Annotated in this window: 17 protein-coding genes, 4 tRNA genes and 1 other RNA gene; 2 read left to right on the plus strand and 20 right to left on the minus strand. The window is 54.8% G+C overall.

Annotated features, from left to right (window positions below; genetic code table 11):
* Positions 1 to 103: 103 nt before the first annotated feature.
* From ACGS9J_RS22535 to trxA, 20 genes are all read right to left on the minus strand, one after another.
* Positions 104 to 231, minus strand: a non-coding RNA gene (locus tag ACGS9J_RS22535) — RtT sRNA.
* A 31-nt stretch (positions 232 to 262) separates the two neighbouring features.
* A tRNA-Pro gene (locus tag ACGS9J_RS22540) sits at positions 263 to 339 on the minus strand.
* Positions 340 to 413: 74 nt separating this feature from the next.
* A tRNA-Leu gene (locus ACGS9J_RS22545) sits at positions 414 to 500 on the minus strand.
* A gap of 43 nt (positions 501 to 543) precedes the next feature.
* Positions 544 to 619 (minus strand) — tRNA-His (locus ACGS9J_RS22550).
* A gap of 62 nt (positions 620 to 681) precedes the next feature.
* Positions 682 to 758 (minus strand) — tRNA-Arg (locus tag ACGS9J_RS22555).
* Positions 759 to 893: 135 nt separating this feature from the next.
* A complete protein-coding gene (gene thrP / locus ACGS9J_RS22560) occupies positions 894 to 2,297 on the minus strand; it encodes a bifunctional threonine/serine APC transporter ThrP (protein ID WP_442232960.1) in 1,404 nt (467 codons plus the stop codon).
* Positions 2,298 to 2,663: 366 nt separating this feature from the next.
* Positions 2,664 to 3,404: a lipopolysaccharide N-acetylmannosaminouronosyltransferase gene (wecG, locus tag ACGS9J_RS22565; RefSeq protein ID WP_442232961.1), complete on the minus strand. Its 741-nt coding sequence runs from the start codon at positions 3,402 to 3,404 to the stop codon at positions 2,664 to 2,666.
* 14 nt (positions 3,405 to 3,418) lie between these two features.
* Positions 3,419 to 4,786 carry an ECA oligosaccharide polymerase gene (gene wzyE, locus ACGS9J_RS22570; RefSeq protein WP_442232962.1) on the minus strand — a complete coding sequence of 456 codons (1,368 nt, stop codon included), beginning with the start codon at positions 4,784 to 4,786 and terminating at the stop codon, positions 3,419 to 3,421.
* On the minus strand, positions 4,783 to 5,868 hold the full coding sequence (locus ACGS9J_RS22575; RefSeq protein WP_442232963.1) for a TDP-N-acetylfucosamine:lipid II N-acetylfucosaminyltransferase: 1,086 nt from the start codon (positions 5,866 to 5,868) through the stop codon (positions 4,783 to 4,785). The genes wzyE and ACGS9J_RS22575 overlap by 4 nt, the downstream gene beginning before the upstream one ends.
* Positions 5,865 to 7,115 carry a lipid III flippase WzxE gene (gene wzxE / locus ACGS9J_RS22580; RefSeq protein ID WP_442232964.1) on the minus strand — a complete coding sequence of 417 codons (1,251 nt, stop codon included), beginning with the start codon at positions 7,113 to 7,115 and terminating at the stop codon, positions 5,865 to 5,867. The genes ACGS9J_RS22575 and wzxE overlap by 4 nt, the downstream gene beginning before the upstream one ends.
* A 1-nt stretch (position 7,116) precedes the next feature.
* A complete protein-coding gene (gene rffA / locus ACGS9J_RS22585; protein ID WP_442232965.1) occupies positions 7,117 to 8,247 on the minus strand; it encodes a dTDP-4-amino-4,6-dideoxygalactose transaminase in 1,131 nt (376 codons plus the stop codon).
* A complete protein-coding gene (gene rffC / locus ACGS9J_RS22590; protein WP_442232966.1) occupies positions 8,234 to 8,965 on the minus strand; it encodes a dTDP-4-amino-4,6-dideoxy-D-galactose acyltransferase in 732 nt (243 codons plus the stop codon). Before rffC ends, rffA begins: the two co-directional genes overlap by 14 nt.
* Positions 8,943 to 9,824 (minus strand): glucose-1-phosphate thymidylyltransferase RfbA, encoded by an 882-nt coding sequence (rfbA, locus tag ACGS9J_RS22595; protein WP_442232967.1) that lies wholly within the window; start codon positions 9,822 to 9,824, stop codon positions 8,943 to 8,945. The genes rffC and rfbA overlap by 23 nt, the downstream gene beginning before the upstream one ends.
* Positions 9,825 to 9,873: 49 nt before the next feature.
* On the minus strand, positions 9,874 to 10,947 hold the full coding sequence (gene rffG, locus ACGS9J_RS22600; protein WP_442232968.1) for a dTDP-glucose 4,6-dehydratase: 1,074 nt from the start codon (positions 10,945 to 10,947) through the stop codon (positions 9,874 to 9,876).
* Entirely contained in the window at positions 10,938 to 12,200 is a 1,263-nt protein-coding gene (wecC, locus tag ACGS9J_RS22605) for a UDP-N-acetyl-D-mannosamine dehydrogenase (protein ID WP_442232969.1), read from the minus strand. Before wecC ends, rffG begins: the two co-directional genes overlap by 10 nt.
* Positions 12,197 to 13,327, minus strand: coding sequence for a non-hydrolyzing UDP-N-acetylglucosamine 2-epimerase (gene wecB / locus ACGS9J_RS22610; RefSeq protein ID WP_442232970.1), 1,131 nt, complete (start codon positions 13,325 to 13,327; stop codon positions 12,197 to 12,199). The genes wecC and wecB overlap by 4 nt, the downstream gene beginning before the upstream one ends.
* 84 nt (positions 13,328 to 13,411) lie before the next feature.
* Positions 13,412 to 14,464 carry an ECA polysaccharide chain length modulation protein gene (gene wzzE, locus ACGS9J_RS22615; protein ID WP_442232971.1) on the minus strand — a complete coding sequence of 351 codons (1,053 nt, stop codon included), beginning with the start codon at positions 14,462 to 14,464 and terminating at the stop codon, positions 13,412 to 13,414.
* 20 nt (positions 14,465 to 14,484) lie between these two features.
* Positions 14,485 to 15,582 carry a UDP-N-acetylglucosamine--undecaprenyl-phosphate N-acetylglucosaminephosphotransferase gene (wecA, locus tag ACGS9J_RS22620; protein WP_442232972.1) on the minus strand — a complete coding sequence of 366 codons (1,098 nt, stop codon included), beginning with the start codon at positions 15,580 to 15,582 and terminating at the stop codon, positions 14,485 to 14,487.
* A 314-nt stretch (positions 15,583 to 15,896) separates the two neighbouring features.
* Entirely contained in the window at positions 15,897 to 17,156 is a 1,260-nt protein-coding gene (gene rho / locus ACGS9J_RS22625; protein WP_004950874.1) for a transcription termination factor Rho, read from the minus strand.
* Between the two features lie 571 nt (positions 17,157 to 17,727).
* The gene (trxA, locus tag ACGS9J_RS22630) at positions 17,728 to 18,054 is read right to left on the minus strand and encodes a thioredoxin TrxA (protein WP_037422813.1); all 327 of its coding nucleotides are present in this window, start codon (positions 18,052 to 18,054) and stop codon (positions 17,728 to 17,730) included.
* A gap of 117 nt (positions 18,055 to 18,171) precedes the next feature.
* On the opposite strand from trxA, the gene rhlB reads away from it, so the two are divergent.
* Both rhlB and ppx read left to right on the plus strand, forming a co-directional pair.
* Entirely contained in the window at positions 18,172 to 19,458 is a 1,287-nt protein-coding gene (rhlB, locus tag ACGS9J_RS22635; RefSeq protein WP_020824747.1) for an ATP-dependent RNA helicase RhlB, read from the plus strand.
* Positions 19,459 to 19,464: 6 nt separating this feature from the next.
* Positions 19,465 to 20,961: an exopolyphosphatase gene (ppx, locus tag ACGS9J_RS22640; protein ID WP_442232973.1), complete on the plus strand. Its 1,497-nt coding sequence runs from the start codon at positions 19,465 to 19,467 to the stop codon at positions 20,959 to 20,961.
* Positions 20,962 to 21,103 lie beyond the last annotated feature (142 nt).

Genomic DNA, 21,103 nt, shown 5'->3' on the forward strand with positions numbered 1-21,103 from the left:
TCGAGGGAGTATTTTGGTTTTGCCATAAAAAACTGCACCTTATTCAGTTGGGTGTCCAACTTTTGGGGTGCAGTTCACATGACTGAACGGGCTTTTCTGAAAGTGGTCGGCGAGAGAGGATGACTAGCATCTGCGATGCTGCCCTGCGGGCCGTTGCCAAAGCAACGTTGTCTCGCTGCGCTCGGCTCAAACCTCCTTCGGAGGTCTCATCCTATAAACTACAGATGTAAAAAAACCCGCTAAAAGCGGGTTTTTTTGAATGTGGTCGGCGAGAGAGGATTCGAACCTCCGACCCACTGGTCCCAAACCAGTTGCGCTACCAAGCTGCGCTACTCGCCGATTTCTTGTTGCAGATACTACTAAATTTTATCGCTTATGTCTATGTAAATATTAAATTTATTAGACATTTTGTGTGGTGCGAAGAGAGGGACTTGAACCCTCACGTCCGTAAGAACACTAACACCTGAAGCTAGCGCGTCTACCAATTCCGCCACCTTCGCACAGTCACAAAACAGCTTAAAATTCTTCACTTCTCTTAGGAAGTGGGGTGGCTAATGGGACTCGAACCCACGACAACTGGAATCACAATCCAGGGCTCTACCAACTGAGCTATAGCCACCATTACTTCTTAACGACTTCACGCGGTAATACTACCACCGCAGCTCTTGCACACAAACTTAATGGTGCGCCCGACAGGATTCGAACCTGAGACCTCTGCCTCCGGAGGGCAGCGCTCTATCCAGCTGAGCTACGGGCGCATAGCGCCGTTGCGGGAGGGGATACTACGGTTTTAACCCAATCCTGTCTAGTGCTTTTTCGCAGAAATGTTGTGTTTGATTACGCTTTGCTCACTCCTGCACAGGAAAGCGCTATCCGCAGCCCCTTTTCACCGGTTATTGCTGTGTTTCTGTCCGTTTTTCAGCCGGATGATGTTTCTTGTGCATGCCGAAAACAAAGTAGCACAGGCTGACTGCCGCTAAGAAAATCGCCCCGACCAGCAGAGAAATACGCGTATCCGGGTTAATTCCCATGCCGATCAGCACGCAGACCAGGAAAGCAATGGTCAGATAGTTCACATACGGGAACATAATCGACTTAAAGCCGTGGGTTTTAATCGCTTCTTTATGAGCACGACGGAAATACAGTTGGCTAATCAGCACCACAAACCACGGCACCATGCCCGGCAGCACGCTGGCACTGTAGACATAGACGAACACCGCCTGCGGATTGGGAATGAGATAGTTCAACCCGGAACCGACCAGCAGACAGGCGATGGTCACGGCGATACAGTTCACCGGCACGCCATTGGCGGACAGCTTGGTCAGCGATGCAGGTAACTGACGGTTCTTGGCCAGCGCATACAGCATACGGCCACCGCTGTACATCCCGCTGTTACAGCCTGAAAGCGCCGCGGTCAGCACCACAAAGTTAATGATACCGGCGGCAGCGACGATGCCGATTTTGGCAAAGGTCAGCACAAAGGGGCTGCCTGCGGTGCCAATACCGTTCCAGGGGAAAATAGTGACAATGACAAAAATAGCGCCAACGTAGAAAATCAGGATGCGCCACAGGATATTGTTAATCGCACGCTTCAATGTCACCTGTGGGTTCTTGGCCTCGCCGGCGGTAATGCCGACCAGCTCAACGCCCTGATAGGACGCCACGACAATGCAGAGCGCAAACAGGAAGCCCTTCCAGCCACCGGCAAAGAAACCGCCGTGTTCGGTCAGGTTGGCGAAGCCTATGGGCTGGCCACCGTTACCGAAGCCAAAGAAGATCACCCCCAGCCCCACCAGAATCATCACAATGATGGTAGTGACCTTGATCATGGCGAACCAGAACTCCAGCTCACCGTAAAGGCGCACCGCCGCCAGGTTGGCCAACGCCACCATCGCCACGGCGATCAACGCCGGTATCCACTGCGGGATTTCCGGGAACCAAAACTGTACGTAGACCCCGACGGCGGTGATTTCCGAGATACCTACGGCAATCCACATAAACCAATAGCCCCAGGCGGTCAGGTAGCCAAAATACGGACTCATGTATTTATGGGCATAAACGGCAAAGGAGCCCGCGACCGGTTCAAGGAACAGCATTTCGCCCATCGAGCGCATGATAAAGAACACGAACAGACCGGCGATGATATAAGCCAACAACACTGACGGCCCCGCCCATTTCAGCGTGCTGGCCGAGCCCATAAACAGGCCGACCCCGATGGTCCCCCCCAGAGCAATCAGCTCGATGTGCCGGGCTTCCAGCCCCCGGTGTAGTCCTTGCGGTTTCTCTTTGTGTGCCATAAATCCTCAATGATATTTTTTGATTATGTTTGCATGCCGGCCGTTACCGGTCGTTATTGTTTTAATGAAAAATAGCGTAAATCCTCTCCCGCCGCTCTGGCGGACATCAGCTTGTGATGGGACGGTCTTACGGCGAGAAAAGCGTCGTTCAGCGCTATCACGCGGGCGCCAACTGCGGGGGATAATTTCCGGACGGTATCGTTTCGCATTTTGCCGCTATAAGCAAACCGCAAATTAAAACTTTATGGAATAAAAACGAGGGAGTTTAGGGGCTGAGGTTATAGGGATGCGGGTTAATCGGCCATAAAGCAGGTTATTTGAACAACGTATTGCATCAGGGCGGAATAATCCGCCCCAACGTCGTCGTTACATCTTGCCGCGATAGTAGTAGCCGACAAACTTCAGCAGCTTCAGTTGGCGGCCAAGGCGGCTCGGTTGGCTTAGCAAACGATAGAGCCACTCCAGACCGAGATGCTGCCAGATCCTGGGTGCACGCTTCACGTGGCCCGTGAACACGTCGTAGGTACCGCCTACGCCCATATACAGCGCCTGGGGATGCACTTTACGGCAGTCACGCATCAGGATTTCCTGTTTCGGCGACCCCATGGCAACCGTCACTATGGCGGCACCGCTGGCGCGGATGCGTTCAAACAATGCGTCCCGCTGTTCAGGCTTGAAATAGCCATCCTGGCTGCCTACCAGGTTCACATTCCACTGGCTGCGCAGCTTCTGCTCGGTTTCCGCCAGTACCGACGGCTTGCCGCCAATCAGGAATACCGGCGTACCCTCACTCCCGGCACGCTGCATCAGCGCTTCCCACAGGTCGGCACCCGCAACGCGTGATACTTCCGCCCCCGGGTATTTACGACGGATCGAGCGCACCATGCTGATCCCGTCGGCATACTTGTATTCCGCTTCATCCAGCAAGGCGTGCAACGCCGTGTCGTCTTCCGCTTTCAATATCTTTTCGGCGTTCATCGCGACCAGCGTGCCCTGTTTTACCCGGCCACCGTCAAACAGAAAATCCAGGCATTGCGCCATATCGCGAAATCCCCACAGGCTGAAACCGCGCAGCACGTATTGAGGAACCGAAATTTTTGCTTCCATCGTTATTATTATCCTTACAGAAGGCCATCGGCCCGCACGGATGATGACAGCGTACGCGTACGCAACACCCGTGCCTTAATCAACCCGGCAGTGTCAAACAGCCAGTACAGCAATTTCGCCACCAGCAAACAGGCACCAAAAATAAGGCAGAAGAACACCACCCGCGAGACAAACGAATCCACCCCTTCCCGCGCCAACACGATGATGTTGAATACCGCGCCAAAACAGAAACTCTGCAATATCGCGGCTTTATAGCGGTTAGGTTCGCTTTTGCCCATCTCATACAGCCAATCAAACCACTTGATGATCATGCCAACCACTATGGCGCCAACCGGAATAAACAGCGCACCGCCCATCACCACCAGCGAGCCGATCAGCGTCGGCGAGATAGCCAGACCGGAATGGTTATTCAACACTTCCCAGGTGAAATAGTTGGCGGTATTGAGCACCGCATCCGGTCGTCCCGGCCACAGCCAGGCCGGAATGAACACGTAGAAATCACGCACTATCGGTGCCAGGCCCTGGAAATCAATCTTGTCGTAGTTTTGCAGCAACAACGCCAGGTTTTCCCACGGCGAGAAGGTATCGCGCGTCAGGTAAAGGAAAGTATAAAACGCTTCGGGACCGCTGACGTCCAGACTGTAGCGCTTCAACGCCAGCCAGAACATGCCGACGATGCCGAACACGCCGGCAGCCACCAGCATCCACAGCGAGATCCAGCCGCGCACGATGCCGATAAACAGAAACAACGAGAAAGCAATAATGATATTGGCGCGGGTACCGCCGACAATCACGTAGGTCAGGAGGCCAAACGCCACCGTCGCCGCCAGGAAAAAGAACCAGGCGCGCAAATCTTGCTTCAGGAAATACACCACCAGCATCGCCGGGATGAAGAAATAGAAGAACCGCTTGAGCGCAACGCCGGAGACGTCACTGGAGAAAATCTGGCTGTAAGAGTTGAGCTTGAACAGCAAGAAACCGTTTTGCATGAAGAAAATGCCCACGGTGCCGATCGCGACCAGCGCCAGCAAAAGCCAGGTCAGATGGGTTTCCACCCGGTTCATGGTGAATACCGGTTTACGCGGCTGCACGCTGCGTTTGCGTAGCCGGGTTTTATAGCTGACGTAATAAATCGCATAAAACGCGGTGGCGGAGAGGATGGCATACAGCAGGAATTCTGCCGGCACCACCTCAACGTCAAACTGAAACGCCAGCAGGCAGGTCAGCGGGAAACCGAAGTAAAAAGTCAGCAGATACAGTAGCGTAAAGAAAACGTTGAAATTAAAGCGGACACGCCGAAACTCCTGGTAAGCCAGCGTAAGAATAAACAGCACGCTCACCAGATAGACGACGAACAACCCGCCAAATTGCGCCAGCGTCATGACTTGTCCCCTGCCGCCAGGGTTAATGCCTGTTGCCAGCCATCAACATAGTTGGGGTTAAAGAAGGCAATAGCCTGCTTATCGACTGACGCCAGTTGCCGCTGTGCTTCGCGCACTACCGCCTCATCCAGCGAATCGCCGTAGAACAGCACCGGCAGATGCTGTTCCGCCAGATCCTGCCAGAACGGGTTCTGCCGGCTCAACACGAACGGGACGCCAAACTGGATCAGCAGACACAGCGTACCTATGCCCTGCTGGCGGTTAAAAATAAAGTAACCGAGATCGCACTCGCGCAGAATATTCAGGTAATCGTCGAACGCCACCTGCTGCGTCAGCACCTGCAGGTTCTTGGCGCTGAACAACGCCAAGCCGGCGGCGCGCACCTGTTCAATATAAGCGTCGTTATTGGCCGGATAGCCCATCGGCAGGATCACGCGAACCTCCGCACCAAACTGCTGATGAATCGCTTGCAGCGCCTCAACGTGGCGGTTGGTGCGATCGCCGGAGTTCCCCACCAGAATGGTCATCGGCCCGGCCAGGTTTTTCTCTACCTCAATACCGGTTAACGCCGGGTCCATCCGTGTCGGGAAATACAGCAGAGAGGCCGGCACGCGCACATGGCGCTGCTGGTAGTGGATCACATCGCCGCGGGTAGCAAACACGTGCCCGACTCTGCCCTGCGCAATACGACGCAGGATATAGAACAGGCGGAATTTCCAGCTGGTCGCATCTTCGTACAGGTCAGCGCCCCAGATATGCCAGCTCACCTGGTGGGCCTTGATTTTACCGCTCAGTAACGCCAGCCACAGCGTGGGGTTAAACTGACCGTGCAGGAAGAAACGCTGATTGCGATCGGCCTGAGCACGGGCAATGACCGCCATCGCCAGGCTTTTCTTGTCCGGATGGCATACAATGTTCAGCTCGGGGAACGGCCCTAACGCCGCAGCGTCTTTGGCGGCTACCATAAAATGACACGTCTGTTCGGACGGCAGGCGTTTCGCCAACACATCGTTGAAGAAACGCAGCACCGTCTGATTGTGATGCGGGATATCAGATCCCAGTACGTGAATCAGTGTGGTCATACTCGTCTACGATAAAGAATAAATACGCAGCTACAGAGCGTGAAATACACGATGTAGGTTGCCATGTAGGCCTGTGCCGCTCCCAGCGCGCCGTGCAAGGGTATCAACCAATGCGAGAACAGCGTTAACAACAGGAACTGACTGACTTCGGTCAGGATATAAAAACGCAGCGACGCCTTGGCGATGACCAGGTAGCCGAACACATAAGCGCCAACCTTCAGGACATCCCCCACCAGTTGCCAGGCAAACAGATCGCGCATCGCGACGAACTTGTCCGTGAACAGCAACCAGATGGCGAAATCGCGCAGCAACCAGACCGTGAAACTCGCCGCCGCCACCGCGGGCAGCACAAATTTCAGCGAGCGCACAATCTCCTGCGAGATGGCGCTTTTTTCCTTCAACCGCGACAGCGTGGGCAACAGATAGACGGTAAACGAGGCGGTGATAAACTGCAGGTAAGCGTCGGAAATACTGCTGACGCCCTGCCAAATCCCCACCTCATCCCAACTGTAATGGCTGGCCAGCAGGTTACGCATCATCACATAGGCCACCGGCAGCGTCACTGAAGTGATCAACGCCATAATGGTGAACTTGCCGAGATGGCTAGCCAACGCTTTGTCCCAGGCCAGCGCCAGATAACGCAGCGGCAAGGTTTTGCGCCGCCACAGCATAAAACCGGCAGGCAGCACCACCAGTGCCGGCACCAGCGCCAACCCCGCCAGCGCGCCTTCATAGCCGCCCAGCTTAAAGCACAGGTAGTAGGCCACCACGCCAATCAGGCTGCCGCCAATCACCGCCAGTGCATTGCCCATCGCATCACGGTAGCCTTTCAGCACCGCCATAAACAGGTTGGCATAGGCAATACCCATCTGAATAAACGCCACCGCCCGCACCACGCCGACATAGTCCGCATGGCCGAACAGCCCGATGCTGATAGGCTCCGCCGCGAACAGAAACACCAGCGCCAACAGCGTGGAGAAGCCCAGCACGATGCTTGACGCCGTGCCGACAGCCAGCCGCAGCCGCTGTGGATCCTGATGATATTCGGCAACGTATTTGGTGATGCCGTTAAAAATCCCGGCACCGGACAGTACGCCCAGCACGGTAATCAACTGGCGGAAGTTACCCGCTTGCCCAACCCCGCTGGGGCCAAACGCCACCGCCAGCAGTTTCACCACCAACAGCCCCACGCCAATTTTGATCAGCGTGGAACCGGCGGTCCAAATCGATGCTTTTGCCAGCGACATATCAGGCGCAGAAGCTAAGAATGGTATTGATCACCGTACGCTGAGTGACATCTGACATATTGTAGAACAACGGCAGGCGTACCAGACGGGCGCTTTCCTGGCTGGTGAAGCGGTCTTCACCGGCAAAACGGCCAAAACGATCGCCCGCTGGGCAGTCGTGCAGCGGGATATAATGGAACACCGCCATGATTTCGGCTTCTTTCATATAATCGATAAATGCCGTGCGGTCTTCAACGTCACGCAGCTTGATATAGAACATGTGCGCATTGTGTACGCAGTCTGCCGGAATGGTCGGCAGCGTGATACGTCCGGCCTTCGCCAATGGCAGGAAACTGTCGTAATACTTCTGCCACAGCGCCAGACGGCGTTGGTTGATACGTTCGGCGGCTTCCAGTTGGCCCCACAGATAGGCAGCCTGCAGATCTGACATCAGATAGCTGGAACCAATATCGCGCCAGGTGTATTTGTCCACCTGTCCACGGAAGAACTGGCTGCGGTTGGTGCCTTTCTCACGAATGATTTCCGCCCGGTCAATCAGCGTCGAATCGTTGATCAGCGTGGCGCCGCCCTCACCGCCTGCGGTGTAGTTTTTGGTTTCATGGAAGCTAAAGCAACCAATATGGCCGATAGTCCCGAGCGCTTTGCCCTTGTAGGTGGCCATCACACCCTGCGCGGCATCTTCCACCACGTACAGGTCATATTTTTTCGCCAGCGCCATGATGGTATCCATCTCGCACGCCACACCGGCGTAATGCACCGGTACGATGACTTTGGTCTTATCGGTGATAGCCGCTTCGATTTTGCTTTCATCGATGTTCATGGTGTCCGGACGCAGATCGACAAACACCACGGTGGCGCCACGCAGCACAAAGGCGTTAGCGGTTGAAACAAAGGTAAAACTCGGCATGATCACTTCATCGCCCGGCTGGATATCCAGCAGGATCGCCGCCATCTCCAATGAGGCGGTACAGGACGGCGTCAACAGCACCTTCGGGCAGCCAAACCGCTGTTCCATCCACTGTTGGCAACGGCGAGTAAAACCACCATCTCCGCACAGCTTGCCACTGTCCATCGCAGCCTGCATATAGTCAAGTTCAGTGCCAACAACCGGTGGAGCGTTAAATGGGATCATGTTTTCCTCTGTATAACCAATACGAGGTGCTTTCAATAACAGCACCCTGTCGTTGATAGAGCCGTAATGCGGCTAAATTGCCGAGCTGGGTCGCCACCCGCAGGCGCTGCTGGGAACCTTGTCGGCACTCTGTAATGGCCGCCGCCATCAAGCGCGCGCCAATCCCTTTGCCTGACGCGCCGGGGAATGCCGCCAGCAAGCCGATTCGCGCCTCTTGGCTGCCGATATCGCGCAGGCTGACAAACCCCTCCGGCTGCCCGGCCTCATCCAACGCCAGCAGGCACTGGTGGTCAAAGGTTCCCAATACCGCTTTCTCGATCCAGGCGGCATAGAAGCGCCCACTGTCTTGGGCATCGTACCAAGGGGCACGGAAACGGCTGGCGGTGAACACGCTGGCTGCCGCCGCACGCAGGGCCGGAATATCAGCCGGTACTGCAGGGCGAATCGCCAGCGGCGGCGCACTTTGCGACGATGCACATTCCGTGCCAATATTCAGCACCAGATCGACTTCAGCCTCGACCAGTTGGAAACCCAGACCAGACAATCCATCTGCCCAAGCGGTTTGATGCGCCGGAATTTTGGCCTGCACCAAGGCATAGGCGGCCAAATCGGCCTCGGTAAGTACCGGGGCTGCCGTGGAAAAGTTGAGTTTTGCGCTGTTAAGGGCGAAAAACTCAGTTTCCCAGGCTAAAGGTTCAATATTGGCGTGGACGCGCATGCAATAAATCCAACAGGTACTTGCCGTAACCGGTTTTGACCAACGCCTGTGCGGCGCGTTTCACGCCATCGTCATCCAACCAACCATTGCGCCAGGCGATCTCTTCCAGACAGGCAATTTTAAAACCCTGACGTTTTTCCACCGTCTGCACGAAGCTGCTGGCTTCCAGCAGGCTGTCATGAGTCCCGGTATCCAGCCAGGCGAAACCGCGGCCCAGCAGTTCAACGGTCAGTTCACCACGTTCCAGATACATCTGATTAATACTGGTAATTTCCAGTTCGCCGCGTGATGAAGGTTTAACCTGTTTGGCAAACTCCACCACCTGACTGTCATAAAAATACAGGCCGGTAACCGCCCAATTGGACTTAGGTACGGCAGGCTTTTCTTCAATCGATAAAGCGCGGAAATTATCGTCAAACTCCACCACGCCAAAACGTTCGGGATCCATCACCTGGTAGCCGAACACGGTAGCCCCTTGCGTGCGCGCAGCGACCGTTTTCAATTTCGGGCTGAACCCTTGACCGAAGTAAATATTGTCACCTAACACCAAACAGCTCGGTTCGCCGGCCAGAAATTCTTCACCGATCAGGAACGCCTGCGCCAAACCATCGGGACTCGGCTGCTCGGCATAGCTGAGATTAATACCGAACTCTTCGCCGCTGCCCAACAGGCGTCTAAATGAAGGAAGATCTTCCGGTGTGGAAATAATCAGGATGTCACGGATCCCCGCCAGCATCAGCACTGACAGCGGATAGTAAATCATCGGCTTATCGTAGATCGGGAGCAACTGCTTGGATACGCCACGAGTAATGGGATGCAAACGAGTACCGGAACCACCCGCCAGAATAATACCTTTCATACTCACTCCAGAATCCACAGGGCTGCCACTCAGGCAACCCGGGTTAGATTTAGTCGGATAAACCTAAACGCTCACCCGCATAGGAACCATCCTGAACGCGACGCCACCAGGTTTCATTGTTCAGGTACCAGGAAACCGTTTTGCGAATGCCGCTTTCAAAGGTTTCTTGCGGGCGCCAGCCCAGCTCCCGGTCAATTTTCCCGGCATCGATCGCATAGCGCATATCATGGCCTGGGCGATCCTTGACGTAGGTGATCAGATCGCGGTATTTCTCCACGCCCTGAGGTTTGTTCGGTGCCAGTTCTTCCAGCAGATCGCAAATGGTCTGCACGACTTCGATATTTTTGCGCTCGTTGTGGCCGCCGATATTGTAGGTTTCACCCACCACACCTTCAGTAACCACCTGGTACAACGCACGCGCATGGTCTTCAACATACAACCAGTCACGCACCTGTGCACCATTGCCATATACCGGCAAAGGTTTACCGGCAACGGCATTGAGGATCACCAGCGGGATCAGTTTCTCCGGGAAGTGATACGGGCCGTAGTTATTGGAGCAGTTGGTGACCAAGGTCGGCAAACCGTAGGTACGCAGCCAGGCGCGGACCAGGTGATCGCTGGAAGCCTTGGAGGCTGAATACGGGCTGCTTGGCGAGTAAGGCGTGGTTTCGGTGAACAGATCGTCCGTTCCGTGCAGGTCGCCATACACTTCGTCGGTGGAAATGTGGTGGAAACGGAAGCTCTGCTTCTTCTCCGCATCCAGCGGCTGCCAGTAATGACGGGCCGCCTCCAGCATGGTGTAGGTGCCCACCACGTTGGTTTCAATAAAGGCTGCCGGGCCATCGATCGAACGGTCGACGTGGCTTTCCGCCGCCAGGTGCATGATCACATCCGGCTGATACTGGGCAAACACCCGATCCAGCGCTGCACGATCGCAGATATCCACCTGTTCAAACGCATAGCGTTCGCTATCGGCAATCACCGCAAGCGATTCCAGGTTACCTGCATAAGTCAGTTTATCCACCACCACCACGCGGTCCTGCGTGGCGTCAATAATATGCCTGACTACTGCGGAGCCGATGAAACCGGCCCCACCGGTAACTAAAATACGTTTCAACGCCATACTCCTTTGGTATCGACTACCCAGGATTGCGTGATCTCTTCCGGCTTTATCGCCTTGAATTGCTTATGATCGACCAGCATCACGAGCACATCCGCCTGCTGCAGCGCATCGGCCATCGCTTTCAGCGTCACATGGCCGGCCAGCGATTTCGGCAGTTGCTCAACGTTTGGCTCTACCACCAGGGTTTCGCCAACGTGCCAATCGGCAATCAAATGCGCCACTTCCACCGCCGGGCTTTCGCGCAAATCGTCGATATTCGGCTTGAAGGCCAGGCCGAAGCAGGCAATTTTCACTTCCGATGCGCGCTTGTCAGTGGCCGCCAGACAGTCGGCAACCGCCGCTTTCACACGATCAACCACCCACAGTGGTTTTCCGTCATTCACCAGACGCGCGGTATGAATCAAACGCGCCTGTTGCGGATTCTGCGAAACGATAAACCAGGGATCGACCGCAATGCAGTGACCACCGACGCCAGGGCCAGGCTGCAGAATATTGACCCGTGGATGGCGATTCGCCAGGCGGATCAGCTCCCAAACATTGATGCCCTGATCGGCGCAAATCAACGACAGCTCATTGGCAAAGGCGATATTCACATCGCGGAAGCTGTTTTCGGTCAGTTTGCACATCTCAGCGGTGCGTGAATTGGTGATCACACACTCGCCCTCGAGGAAAATTTTGTACAGCGCGCTGGCACGGTCCGAGCATTTTGGCGTCATGCCGCCAATCACGCGGTCGTTCTGAATCAGCTCAACCATCACCTGCCCCGGCAGCACGCGCTCCGGACAGTAAGCAATGTTCACGTCGGCGGCCTCACCGGCCTGCTGCGGGAAGCTGAGATCGCTACGTGCCTCGGCCAGCCACTGCGCCATCTGCTCAGTGGCGCCCACCGGTGAGGTGGACTCCAGGATCACCAGATCGCCTTTTTTCAGCACGGGTGCCAGTGATTTGGCCGCGGCTTCGACATACGCCAGGTCCGGCTCATGGTCACCTTTAAACGGCGTCGGTACCGCGATCAGGAAAGCATCTGCGGCCAGGGGTTTGGTCACCGCTTGCAGATAGCCGCCGTCGACCGCGTCTTTCACCACTTTATCCAGATCGGGTTCAACGATATGGATCGCGCCGCGATTAATGGTATCCACCGCATGTTGGTTAACATCTACGCCCACCACTTTCTTCTTGCGGGAGGCAAACGCCGCCGCCGTTGGCAGACCGATGTAACCCAGGCCGATAACCGAAATAGTGTTAAAACTCATAGTGTCACCTGATGATTCTTCAAAGCTTCCAGAATACGCTGGCAGGCATGCCCGTCACCGTAAGGGTTATGCGCCCGGCTCATGGCATGATATTCATTTTCATCCGTCAGCAACCGGTTAACCGCATCAACAATTTTGGTCACGTCGGTCCCCACCAGACGTACCGTGCCCGAATCTACCGCTTCCGGTCGCTCGGTGGTGTCACGCATCACCAACACCGGTTTCCCCAATGACGGCGCTTCTTCCTGAATGCCGCCAGAGTCGGTCAGGATCATATAAGCGTTAGCCATCAGATACACAAAGGGCAAGTAATCCTGCGGGTCGATCAGGATGATATTATCAATCCCTTTCAGAATGCGGTTGACGGGCTCGCTGACGTTGGGATTGAGGTGCACCGGATAGACCACCTGCACCTCTGGATGAGTACGGGCAATTTCTGCCAGCGCACTGCAGATTCGCTCAAACCCACCGCCAAAACTTTCACGTCGATGGCCCGTCACCAGGATCAACTTTTTGTCGGCGTCCAGGAACGGGTAGCGTTGTGCCAGGCTGTCATGTAATACGGCATCCCCCATCACCCGATCGCGTACCCAGAACAACGCGTCGATCACCGTGTTGCCCGTGACGAAGATATGATCATCCGGCAACAGTTCGCGCAACAGGTTCTGCCGCGAGTTTTCCGTCGGGGCAAAATGGTACATGGCCAGATGACCGGTCAGCTTGCGGTTGGCCTCTTCCGGCCACGGGGAGTAAAGGTCGCCGGTACGCAGACCCGCCTCTACATGCCCAACCGGGATACGCTGATAAAACGCCGCCAAACTGGTCGCCAGCGTGGTGGTGGTATCACCGTGAACCAACACCACATCCGGTTTGAACTCTTCAAGAACGCCTTTCAGGCCTTCGAGAATACGGCAGGTGATCTCACTCAATCCCTGGCCCGGCTTCATAATGTTCAGATCGTAATCAGGCACAATCTCAAATAACCTCAATACCTGATCCAACATCTCACGATGCTGTGCCGTCACGCAGACTCTTGATTCAAAGGCTTCATCCTGAGCCAGGGCATGTACCAGCGGTGCCATTTTTATGGCTTCAGGTCTGGTGCCGAAAACAGTCAACACTTTCACAGCGAATCTCTTATTGTCGGTTAGCCGCAGGCGTACCTGCGAATTGGGCGCATACGCGCCCATCAGCGAATTATTATATTATTTTTAATTACGCGGCCGACGCACCAGGGCAACACCTGCGCCAACCAAAGCGCCCATTGCGCCCCACATGATCAACCAGAATATCCGTCGCGGACTGTCACGTTTTACCGGTTCTTCCGGGGTCCGCAAATAGCGGTAAGTCTGAAATTTCTCGTCCAGCGTTGGGCCTACGTTCAAGGTCGCCAGCATCGCACGATTTTGATCATAATCCAGATCGAAAGTGGGTCCCGAAGCCTGTAACCCTTCCAGACGCGCCTGCAGCATAGGTTTACCCAGCAGGAACAAATCGGAGTCTGGCAACTGTTCTGCCGGCGTATCGGTCTGAGTCCGGCTGATCCCCTGCGTCTCGGCAATTTTTAACGCCTGTTGGATGGTGTTAAGCTCGCGCTTATACACCGCCTCCGCCACCGCTTCCTGACGCTTGACCTGCGCTTTCATCGAGGTGGTTCGAGCCGCCCAGGCGCCCTGGATCTCTTCGTTCAAATGTTGAGCCGCACGGTGGCTGGCAAACGCCACATACTGACGCAGCAAGCGGTTGGCATCTACCGCCGTTTCCGCCGTCAGCTTCACACCGTCGTTCGGCGCTTTTTTATCATCGCGCGGCGTGAACTGAATGTTGTTAATCAGTTCATCGAGCAAGGCCGCATCGGCAGCTGCATCGCCTTCCTGCCGTTGTTTGTAATAATCGCTCTGCAGCCAGAAGTCACGGCGCGTGTCATAGGCTGCCAACTGCATAATAAATTCATTATAGGCTTCGTCAGCAATGCCCGGCTGTTCGGAAACTGCAGCCGGCAGAGTACGCACATCCAGATTACGCAGGAATTGTTGCTGGGAATAATACCCCCCCAACGCATTCACCGTTGGCCGATCGGTAATCGCCGCCGCACTCCACTCCTGTTTCACCAGGTAGGAAACCGTCAATGCAACCACGGCAAATAGCGCCGCAATACCGATAATCCATGGCTTACCGCGCCACAGGGTACAGCACAGGCCGCGGATATCGAGTTCGTTATCCACTGGCGGGATAGTCTTGTCAGACGTTGTTTCTGGATTCATCACTGCCCAAAAGCCTCTGGTTAGGATTCTTGCTTATTGTCGGTCGAACGCCGCAGGCGCCGCTTGATACGCTTAATGTAACGTGCAACACGCCAGGCGCGCTTAATGCAGTAACCGTACAAGAAGAAGGCAAGCAAGAATAATGCCAACATCACCCATTCAGGGATAAAAGTAAGACGTTCGCCGAGTACGCCAATCGCCGCCAGCAGCGCCGCCGCCAGAGTAATCAGCACGAAAGCCTGCCGCGGCGTAAAGCCTGCGCGCATAATCAGATGGTGAATATGTTGGCGGTCTGGGGAGAAAGGGCTCATCCCTTTGCGTAAACGACGGTACATGATCGCAATCATGTCCATCAGTGGAATAGCGATAATCCACAGGGCAGTTACCGGATTAATGGAATGGGCTTTGCCTTGTGAACTTTGCAACAGTAGCCAAATGGCGGTAAAACCGATCAGCGTGCTGCCGGCATCCCCCATAAACACCTTGTAACGCCGGCCAAGAATGCCGAGGTTAAGCAGGATATAAGGAACGATGGCGGCAATCATCGCGAAGCACCAGAAGGCCAAATCTGAGTGACCGCTCAGGTACAACAACACGCCCAGCGCACCGAAAGAAACGCACGAAAGCCCGCCCAGCAGACCGTCGATGCCGTCCACCATGTTAAAGGCGTTGATTGCCGCCCAAACGGCAAACAGCGTGACCAGATAGCCGAACGGCCCCAGCTGCATTTCCCAATCGCCCAGCACATGACCAAAACTGCGCAGGTAAAGCCCGGCGAAAACCATCATCGCAACGCCGACCAATGCCTGAACCAGCGCACGAATCTTAACGCTGATGTCGAAACGATCGTCAAGAGCACCGACGAACACTAATACCCCCGCACAAGCGAGGTATAGTTTTCCATGGGCAATCGTTTGGTCAGAGATCAGGAAGGCAAAGCACAGCCCGGCGTAAACAGAAATACCGCCGACAAGTGGGATCAATCCCTGATGGCGTTTGCGGTAATTAGGTTTATCAACCAGACCAATACGTTTTGCTGCTTTGCGAGCAACAAAGAGAAAAGCCAAGGAAAACAGGAAAACAAATAGAATTTCAGTACTCATAGTGAGTAAGTTCACAGTTAACAAGATCTCTGTAGAAGATAAGGCAGCTTAACACGGGCGACAGGTTGCGCCATGAGGTCCCGCTACCTTTCAGTCATTTCCTATGACAACAGCCATTCATTCTTATTTCACGCTTCTGTCTGCCGTTTAAACAGTAGCCATGCGCGAACGACGAAGCGCCGGCCGCAAATAAGATGAATTCTCAGTAAGCCACGAAAATAACTTACGTTTCCATTTCTGTTACTTATCGTATCTGCCAAAAGCAAAAAACGCCACGACTAGGCGTGGCGTTCTCTGAATTTTTTACTCAATTATGAGCGCATCGTCATTTATGAGCGCTTCATCATATCGAAGAATTCATCATTGGTCTTGGTCATCGCCAACTTGTTAATGAGGAATTCCATTGCGTCAATTTCACCCATTGGGTGAATGATTTTACGCAGGATCCACATTTTCTGCAGTTCTTCAGACGTGGTGAGCAATTCTTCTTTACGGGTACCGGAACGGTTGTAGTCGATCGCAGGGAATACGCGCTTCTCGGCGATTTTACGCGCCAGATGCAATTCCATGTTGCCGGTACCTTTAAATTCTTCGTAGATAACCTCATCCATTTTCGACCCGGTATCAACCAGTGCGGTCGCGATGATGGTCAGGCTGCCGCCTTCCTCAACGTTACGAGCCGCGCCGAAGAAACGCTTAGGACGATGCAGGGCGTTGGCATCCACACCACCGGTCAACACTTTACCGGAAGCCGGTACTACGGTGTTGTAGGCACGGGCCAGACGGGTGATGGAGTCGAGCAGGATGATCACGTCTTTCTTATGCTCAACCAGGCGCTTGGCCTTCTCAATCACCATTTCTGCAACCTGGACGTGGCGAGAAGCCGGCTCGTCAAAGGTAGAGGCGATCACTTCGCCCTTCACCAGACGCTGCATCTCGGTCACTTCTTCCGGACGTTCGTCGATCAGCAGGACCATCAGTACGCAGTCTGGGTGGTTGTAAGCGATGCTTTGCGCGATGTTCTGCAGCAGCATGGTTTTACCGGCTTTCGGCGGAGCAACAATCAGACCACGCTGGCCACGGCCAATCGGCGAAGCCAGATCCAGCACGCGAGCCGTCAGGTCTTCGGTTGAACCGTTACCGCGTTCCATCCGCAGACGGGAGTTGGCATGCAGTGGGGTTAAGTTCTCGAACAGGATCTTGCTGCGGGCGTTTTCCGGTTTGTCGTAGTTAACTTCGTTAACTTTCAACAGGGCAAAGTAGCGCTCGCCTTCTTTTGGCGGACGAATCTTACCGGAAACGGAGTCACCTGTACGGAGGTTAAAACGGCGGATTTGGCTAGGGGATACATAGATGTCGTCGGGGCCTGCAAGGTAGGAACTGTCTCCAGAGCGGAGGAAACCAAATCCATCCTGCAATATCTCCAACACGCCATCGCCGAAGATATCTTCTCCACTTTTCGCATGTTGCTTAAGGATAGAGAAGATAATGTCCTGCTTGCGCATGCGGGCAAGGTTTTCCAGCCCCATATTTTCGCCGAGAGTAATCAGCTCAGAAACCGGCGTATTCTTTAATTCGGTAAGATTCATAGTGGTGGGTTCTTAAACTCGGGGTATGTCTCGAACTTATATCGTGAATGGTATGGCAGCGGGATATCTCTTTCGTCATTCTGGTGGTTGCCTTGGCTTCCCTGGCTCACCCTGCAGCACTAAGCTGCGGAGATGCGTTCGGTTGCCGACGGGCCACACTTTGAAATCCAGTGGATATTCGTGCCTGTTTACTGGACGTTCGATCACCGGGCGCTGAGCCGTCACGGTAAGAAATGGCTTACAGAGGACGCGCGCATTGACGGTTTAAGATCGAAGGTACCTTAAAATTGATTTTGCAAAACCGTTTGATTGTCAAAACACGGGCTGAGTTCATTTTTTCTTTCAACGCCAGCGGTTCAACACAGAGTAAAGCTTTAGATTTAGACTCTTTAGATTTAAAACTTCGGGCAAGTTCTATATGCAGTATGGTTAAACTTAACACGCTTCTTGGCAGGCGTCTAGCGGTGAATTGAACATCCCCGCTAGACGCCTGTATACCCCCGCAGTCTCTCACTCCGCGGCTTTATTGACCGCAGTGTCAGAGCCCTTGGGCATAGGGCATCCCGCCCGATTACAGATTCGCGTTAAGGAAATCTTTGAGCTGGCCTTTGGACAGCGCACCAACCTTGGTCGCGGCCACTTCACCGTTCTTGAACAGCAACAGCGTAGGGATACCACGGATACCGTACTTAGGCGCGGTTGCCGGGTTTTGGTCGATATTCAGCTTGGTGATGGTCAGCTTGCCTTCGAACTCATCGGCAATCTCATCCAGAATCGGAGCAATCATCTTGCACGGTCCACACCATTCAGCCCAGAAATCGACCAGGATTGGCCCTTCAGCTTTCAGCACGTCGGTGTCGAAGCTGCCGTCAGTCAGGTGAATAATTTTATCGCTCATGTTCTACTCCAAAGGATTGTGTCTACCTTGTTGGTGTAGCATTAACCAACCTAAGGTGACTTTATTTCACCGGATACGCTTTCGTAAAGCAATAGTTAGCTGATATTCTACCACACTATGAGCAAAACACACTTGACCGAACAGAAGTTTTCCGACTTCGCCCTGCACCCGTTAGTCCTTGAAGCCCTTGAAAAGAAAGGGTTTCAACATTGCACGCCTATCCAGGCGTTAGCATTGCCGCTCACGCTCTCCGGGCGTGACGTTGCAGGTCAGGCGCAAACCGGTACCGGAAAGACGCTGGCATTTTTAGCGTCTACTTTTCACTATTTGCTTTCTCACCCGGCGAAACAGGATCGCCAGACCAACCAGCCGCGCGCCTTGATCATGGCGCCAACGCGTGAACTGGCGGTACAGATCCACTCCGACGCGGAAGCCCTGTCCCAATCCACCGGCCTGAAACTTGGCCTGGCGTATGGCGGCGATGGCTACGACAAACAGCTGAAAGTGCTGGAAAGCGGCGTTGATATCCTGGTCGGTACCACCGGTCGTTTGATCGATTACGCCAAACAGAACTATATCGATCTGGGCGCGATCCAGGTTGTGGTGCTGGATGAAGCCGACCGTATGTACGATCTGGGCTTTATCAAAGACATTCGCTGGTTGTTCCGTCGCATGCCTGCGGTCGATCAACGCCTGAACATGCTGTTCTCTGCCACCCTGTCCTATCGCGTACGCGAGCTGGCTTTCGAGCAGATGAACAACGCCGAATATGTTGAAGTGGAACCGGAACAAAAAACCGGCCACCGCATTAAAGAAGAACTGTTCTACCCTTCCAACGAAGAAAAGATGCGTCTGTTACAGACGTTGATCGAAGAAGAGTGGCCGGACCGCTGCATCATCTTCGCCAACACCAAGCACCGCTGTGAAGACGTCTGGGGCCATCTGGCTGCCGATGGTCACCGCGTAGGCCTGTTGACCGGCGATGTGGCGCAGAAAAAACGCCTGCGCATTCTGGACGACTTCACCAAGGGTAACCTCGATATTCTGGTCGCCACCGACGTCGCCGCCCGCGGTCTGCACATCCCGTTAGTGACTCACGTCTTCAACTACGACTTGCCTGACGACTGTGAAGACTACGTTCACCGTATCGGTCGTACCGGCCGTGCCGGCGAAAGCGGTCATTCCATCAGCCTGGCCTGCGAAGAGTACGCGCTCAACCTGCCGGCGATCGAAACCTACACCGGCCACAGCATTCCGGTGAGCAAGTACAACAGCGATGCGTTACTGACTGACCTGCCTGCGCCGAAACGCCTGGCTCGCCCACGCGGCGGCAACGGTCCACGTCGTAACTCAGCGCCACGTCGTGGCGGTGCGCCACGCAACAACCGTAAACGTTCAGGCTGATAGACAATGCTCAGTTCCAGCGCACTTTATGCCGCTATCGATCTTGGCTCCAACAGCTTCCACATGTTGGTGGTGCGCGAAGTGGCCGGCAGTATTCAGACCCTGGCGCGTATCAAGCGAAAAGTGCGTCTGGCGGCCGGGCTGGATCAGAACAATCTCCTGTCGCATGAGGCCATGCAACGCGGATGGCAATGCCTGAAGTTGTTTGCCGAACGTCTGCAGGACATTCCCCGCGAGCAAATCCGCGTGGTCGCCACGGCCACGCTGCGTCTGGCGTCCAATGCCGATGAATTCCTGCAGACCGCCGAGCAAATTCTCGGTTGTCCGATCCAGGTGATCAGCGGCGAGGAAGAAGCGCGGCTGATCTACCACGGTGTAGCCCATACCACTGGCGGCCCGGACCAACGTTTGGTGGTCGATATCGGCGGCGGCAGTACGGAGCTGGTCACCGGCACCGGTGCGCAGGCCGCTCAGCTGTACAGTCTGTCGATGGGCTGCGTCACCTGGCTGGAACGGTTCTTCACCGATCGTAATTTGGGGCAGGACAATTTCGAGCGTGCCGAACAGGCTGCGCGTGAAATGGTTCGTCCCATCGCGCCGCAGCTGCGCCAGCACGGTTGGCAGATCTGCGTCGGCGCTTCCGGCACCGTCCAGGCGCTGCAGGAAATCATGGTAGCCCAGGGCATGGATGAACGTATTACCCTGTCCAAACTACGCCAATTGAAGCAGCGCGCCATTCAGTGCGGCAAGCTGGAAGAGCTGGAAATAGAAGGGCTGACGCTGGAACGCGCCCTGGTGTTCCCAAGCGGGCTGTCCATTCTGCTGGCCATTTTCCAGGAGTTGGGCATTGAAAGCATGATGCTGGCCGGCGGAGCGCTACGCGAAGGACTGGTTTACGGCATGCTGCATCTGCCGGTCGAACAGGATATCCGCAGCCGCACCATTCGTAACCTGCAACGCCGCTACCTGTTGGATACCGAGCAAGCCGAGCGTGTCAGCCAACTGGCCGCCAATTTCTCGCAGCAGGTGAGCAATGAATGGCAGCTGGATGCGCGATGTCGCGAGTTATTGCACAACGCCTGCCTGATCCACGAAATCGGCCTCAGCGTTGATTTCAAGCAGGCGCCGCAACACGCCGCCTACCTGATTCGCCATCTGGATTTACCCGGTTTCACTCCGGCACAGAAAAAGCTGCTTGCCACTCTGCTGCAAAACCAGAGTAACCCCCTCGATCTGCCGCTGCTGAGCCAGCAAAACGCCCTGCCGCCACGTATGGCGCAACGTTTATGCCGGATTTTGCGCCTGGCCATCATCTTTGCCAGCCGTCGCCGCGACGACACGCTGCCGGCGGTGCGCTTGCGCGCCAATAATGATGACGAGTTGACGGTGATCCTGCCACCAGGTTGGCTGGAGCAGCACCCGTTACGGGCGGAAGCGCTGGAACAGGAAAGTCATTGGCAAAGCTATGTTCACTGGCCGCTGATTCTGGAAGAACAACGTTGATATGACAAGGGCGCTAACCGCGCCCTTAATTTTATGACAAACACCCGAAAAATGGGATTTTCGGATGTTTGGGATAAGCCAGAGACATCATCCTTTGTTTTTATTAGCCCACAGATCGTGTTTTCAACCACAAAGGACTTTG

The organism is Serratia quinivorans (assembly GCF_052113645.1).
In the GTDB taxonomy this organism is placed as follows: domain Bacteria; phylum Pseudomonadota; class Gammaproteobacteria; order Enterobacterales; family Enterobacteriaceae; genus Serratia; species Serratia quinivorans_B.

Excerpts from the sequence above, each read along its gene's own strand:
- thrP (WP_442232960.1), bottom strand. The coding sequence starts at position 2,297 with ATGGCACACAAAGAGAAACCGCAAGGACTACACCGGGGGCTGGAAGCC.
- wecG (WP_442232961.1), bottom strand. The coding sequence starts at position 3,404 with ATGGAAGCAAAAATTTCGGTTCCTCAATACGTGCTGCGCGGTTTCAGC.
- wzyE (WP_442232962.1), bottom strand. The coding sequence starts at position 4,786 with ATGACGCTGGCGCAATTTGGCGGGTTGTTCGTCGTCTATCTGGTGAGC.
- ACGS9J_RS22575 (WP_442232963.1), bottom strand. The coding sequence starts at position 5,868 with ATGACCACACTGATTCACGTACTGGGATCTGATATCCCGCATCACAAT.
- wzxE (WP_442232964.1), bottom strand. The coding sequence starts at position 7,115 with ATGTCGCTGGCAAAAGCATCGATTTGGACCGCCGGTTCCACGCTGATC.
- rffA (WP_442232965.1), bottom strand. The coding sequence starts at position 8,247 with ATGATCCCATTTAACGCTCCACCGGTTGTTGGCACTGAACTTGACTAT.
- rffC (WP_442232966.1), bottom strand. The coding sequence starts at position 8,965 with ATGCGCGTCCACGCCAATATTGAACCTTTAGCCTGGGAAACTGAGTTT.
- rfbA (WP_442232967.1), bottom strand. The coding sequence starts at position 9,824 with ATGAAAGGTATTATTCTGGCGGGTGGTTCCGGTACTCGTTTGCATCCC.
- rffG (WP_442232968.1), bottom strand. The coding sequence starts at position 10,947 with ATGGCGTTGAAACGTATTTTAGTTACCGGTGGGGCCGGTTTCATCGGC.
- wecC (WP_442232969.1), bottom strand. The coding sequence starts at position 12,200 with ATGAGTTTTAACACTATTTCGGTTATCGGCCTGGGTTACATCGGTCTG.
- wzzE (WP_442232971.1), bottom strand. The coding sequence starts at position 14,464 with ATGAATCCAGAAACAACGTCTGACAAGACTATCCCGCCAGTGGATAAC.
- rho (WP_004950874.1), bottom strand. The coding sequence starts at position 17,156 with ATGAATCTTACCGAATTAAAGAATACGCCGGTTTCTGAGCTGATTACT.
- trxA (WP_037422813.1), bottom strand. The coding sequence starts at position 18,054 with ATGAGCGATAAAATTATTCACCTGACTGACGGCAGCTTCGACACCGAC.
- rhlB (WP_020824747.1), top strand. The coding sequence starts at position 18,172 with ATGAGCAAAACACACTTGACCGAACAGAAGTTTTCCGACTTCGCCCTG.
- ppx (WP_442232973.1), top strand. The coding sequence starts at position 19,465 with ATGCTCAGTTCCAGCGCACTTTATGCCGCTATCGATCTTGGCTCCAAC.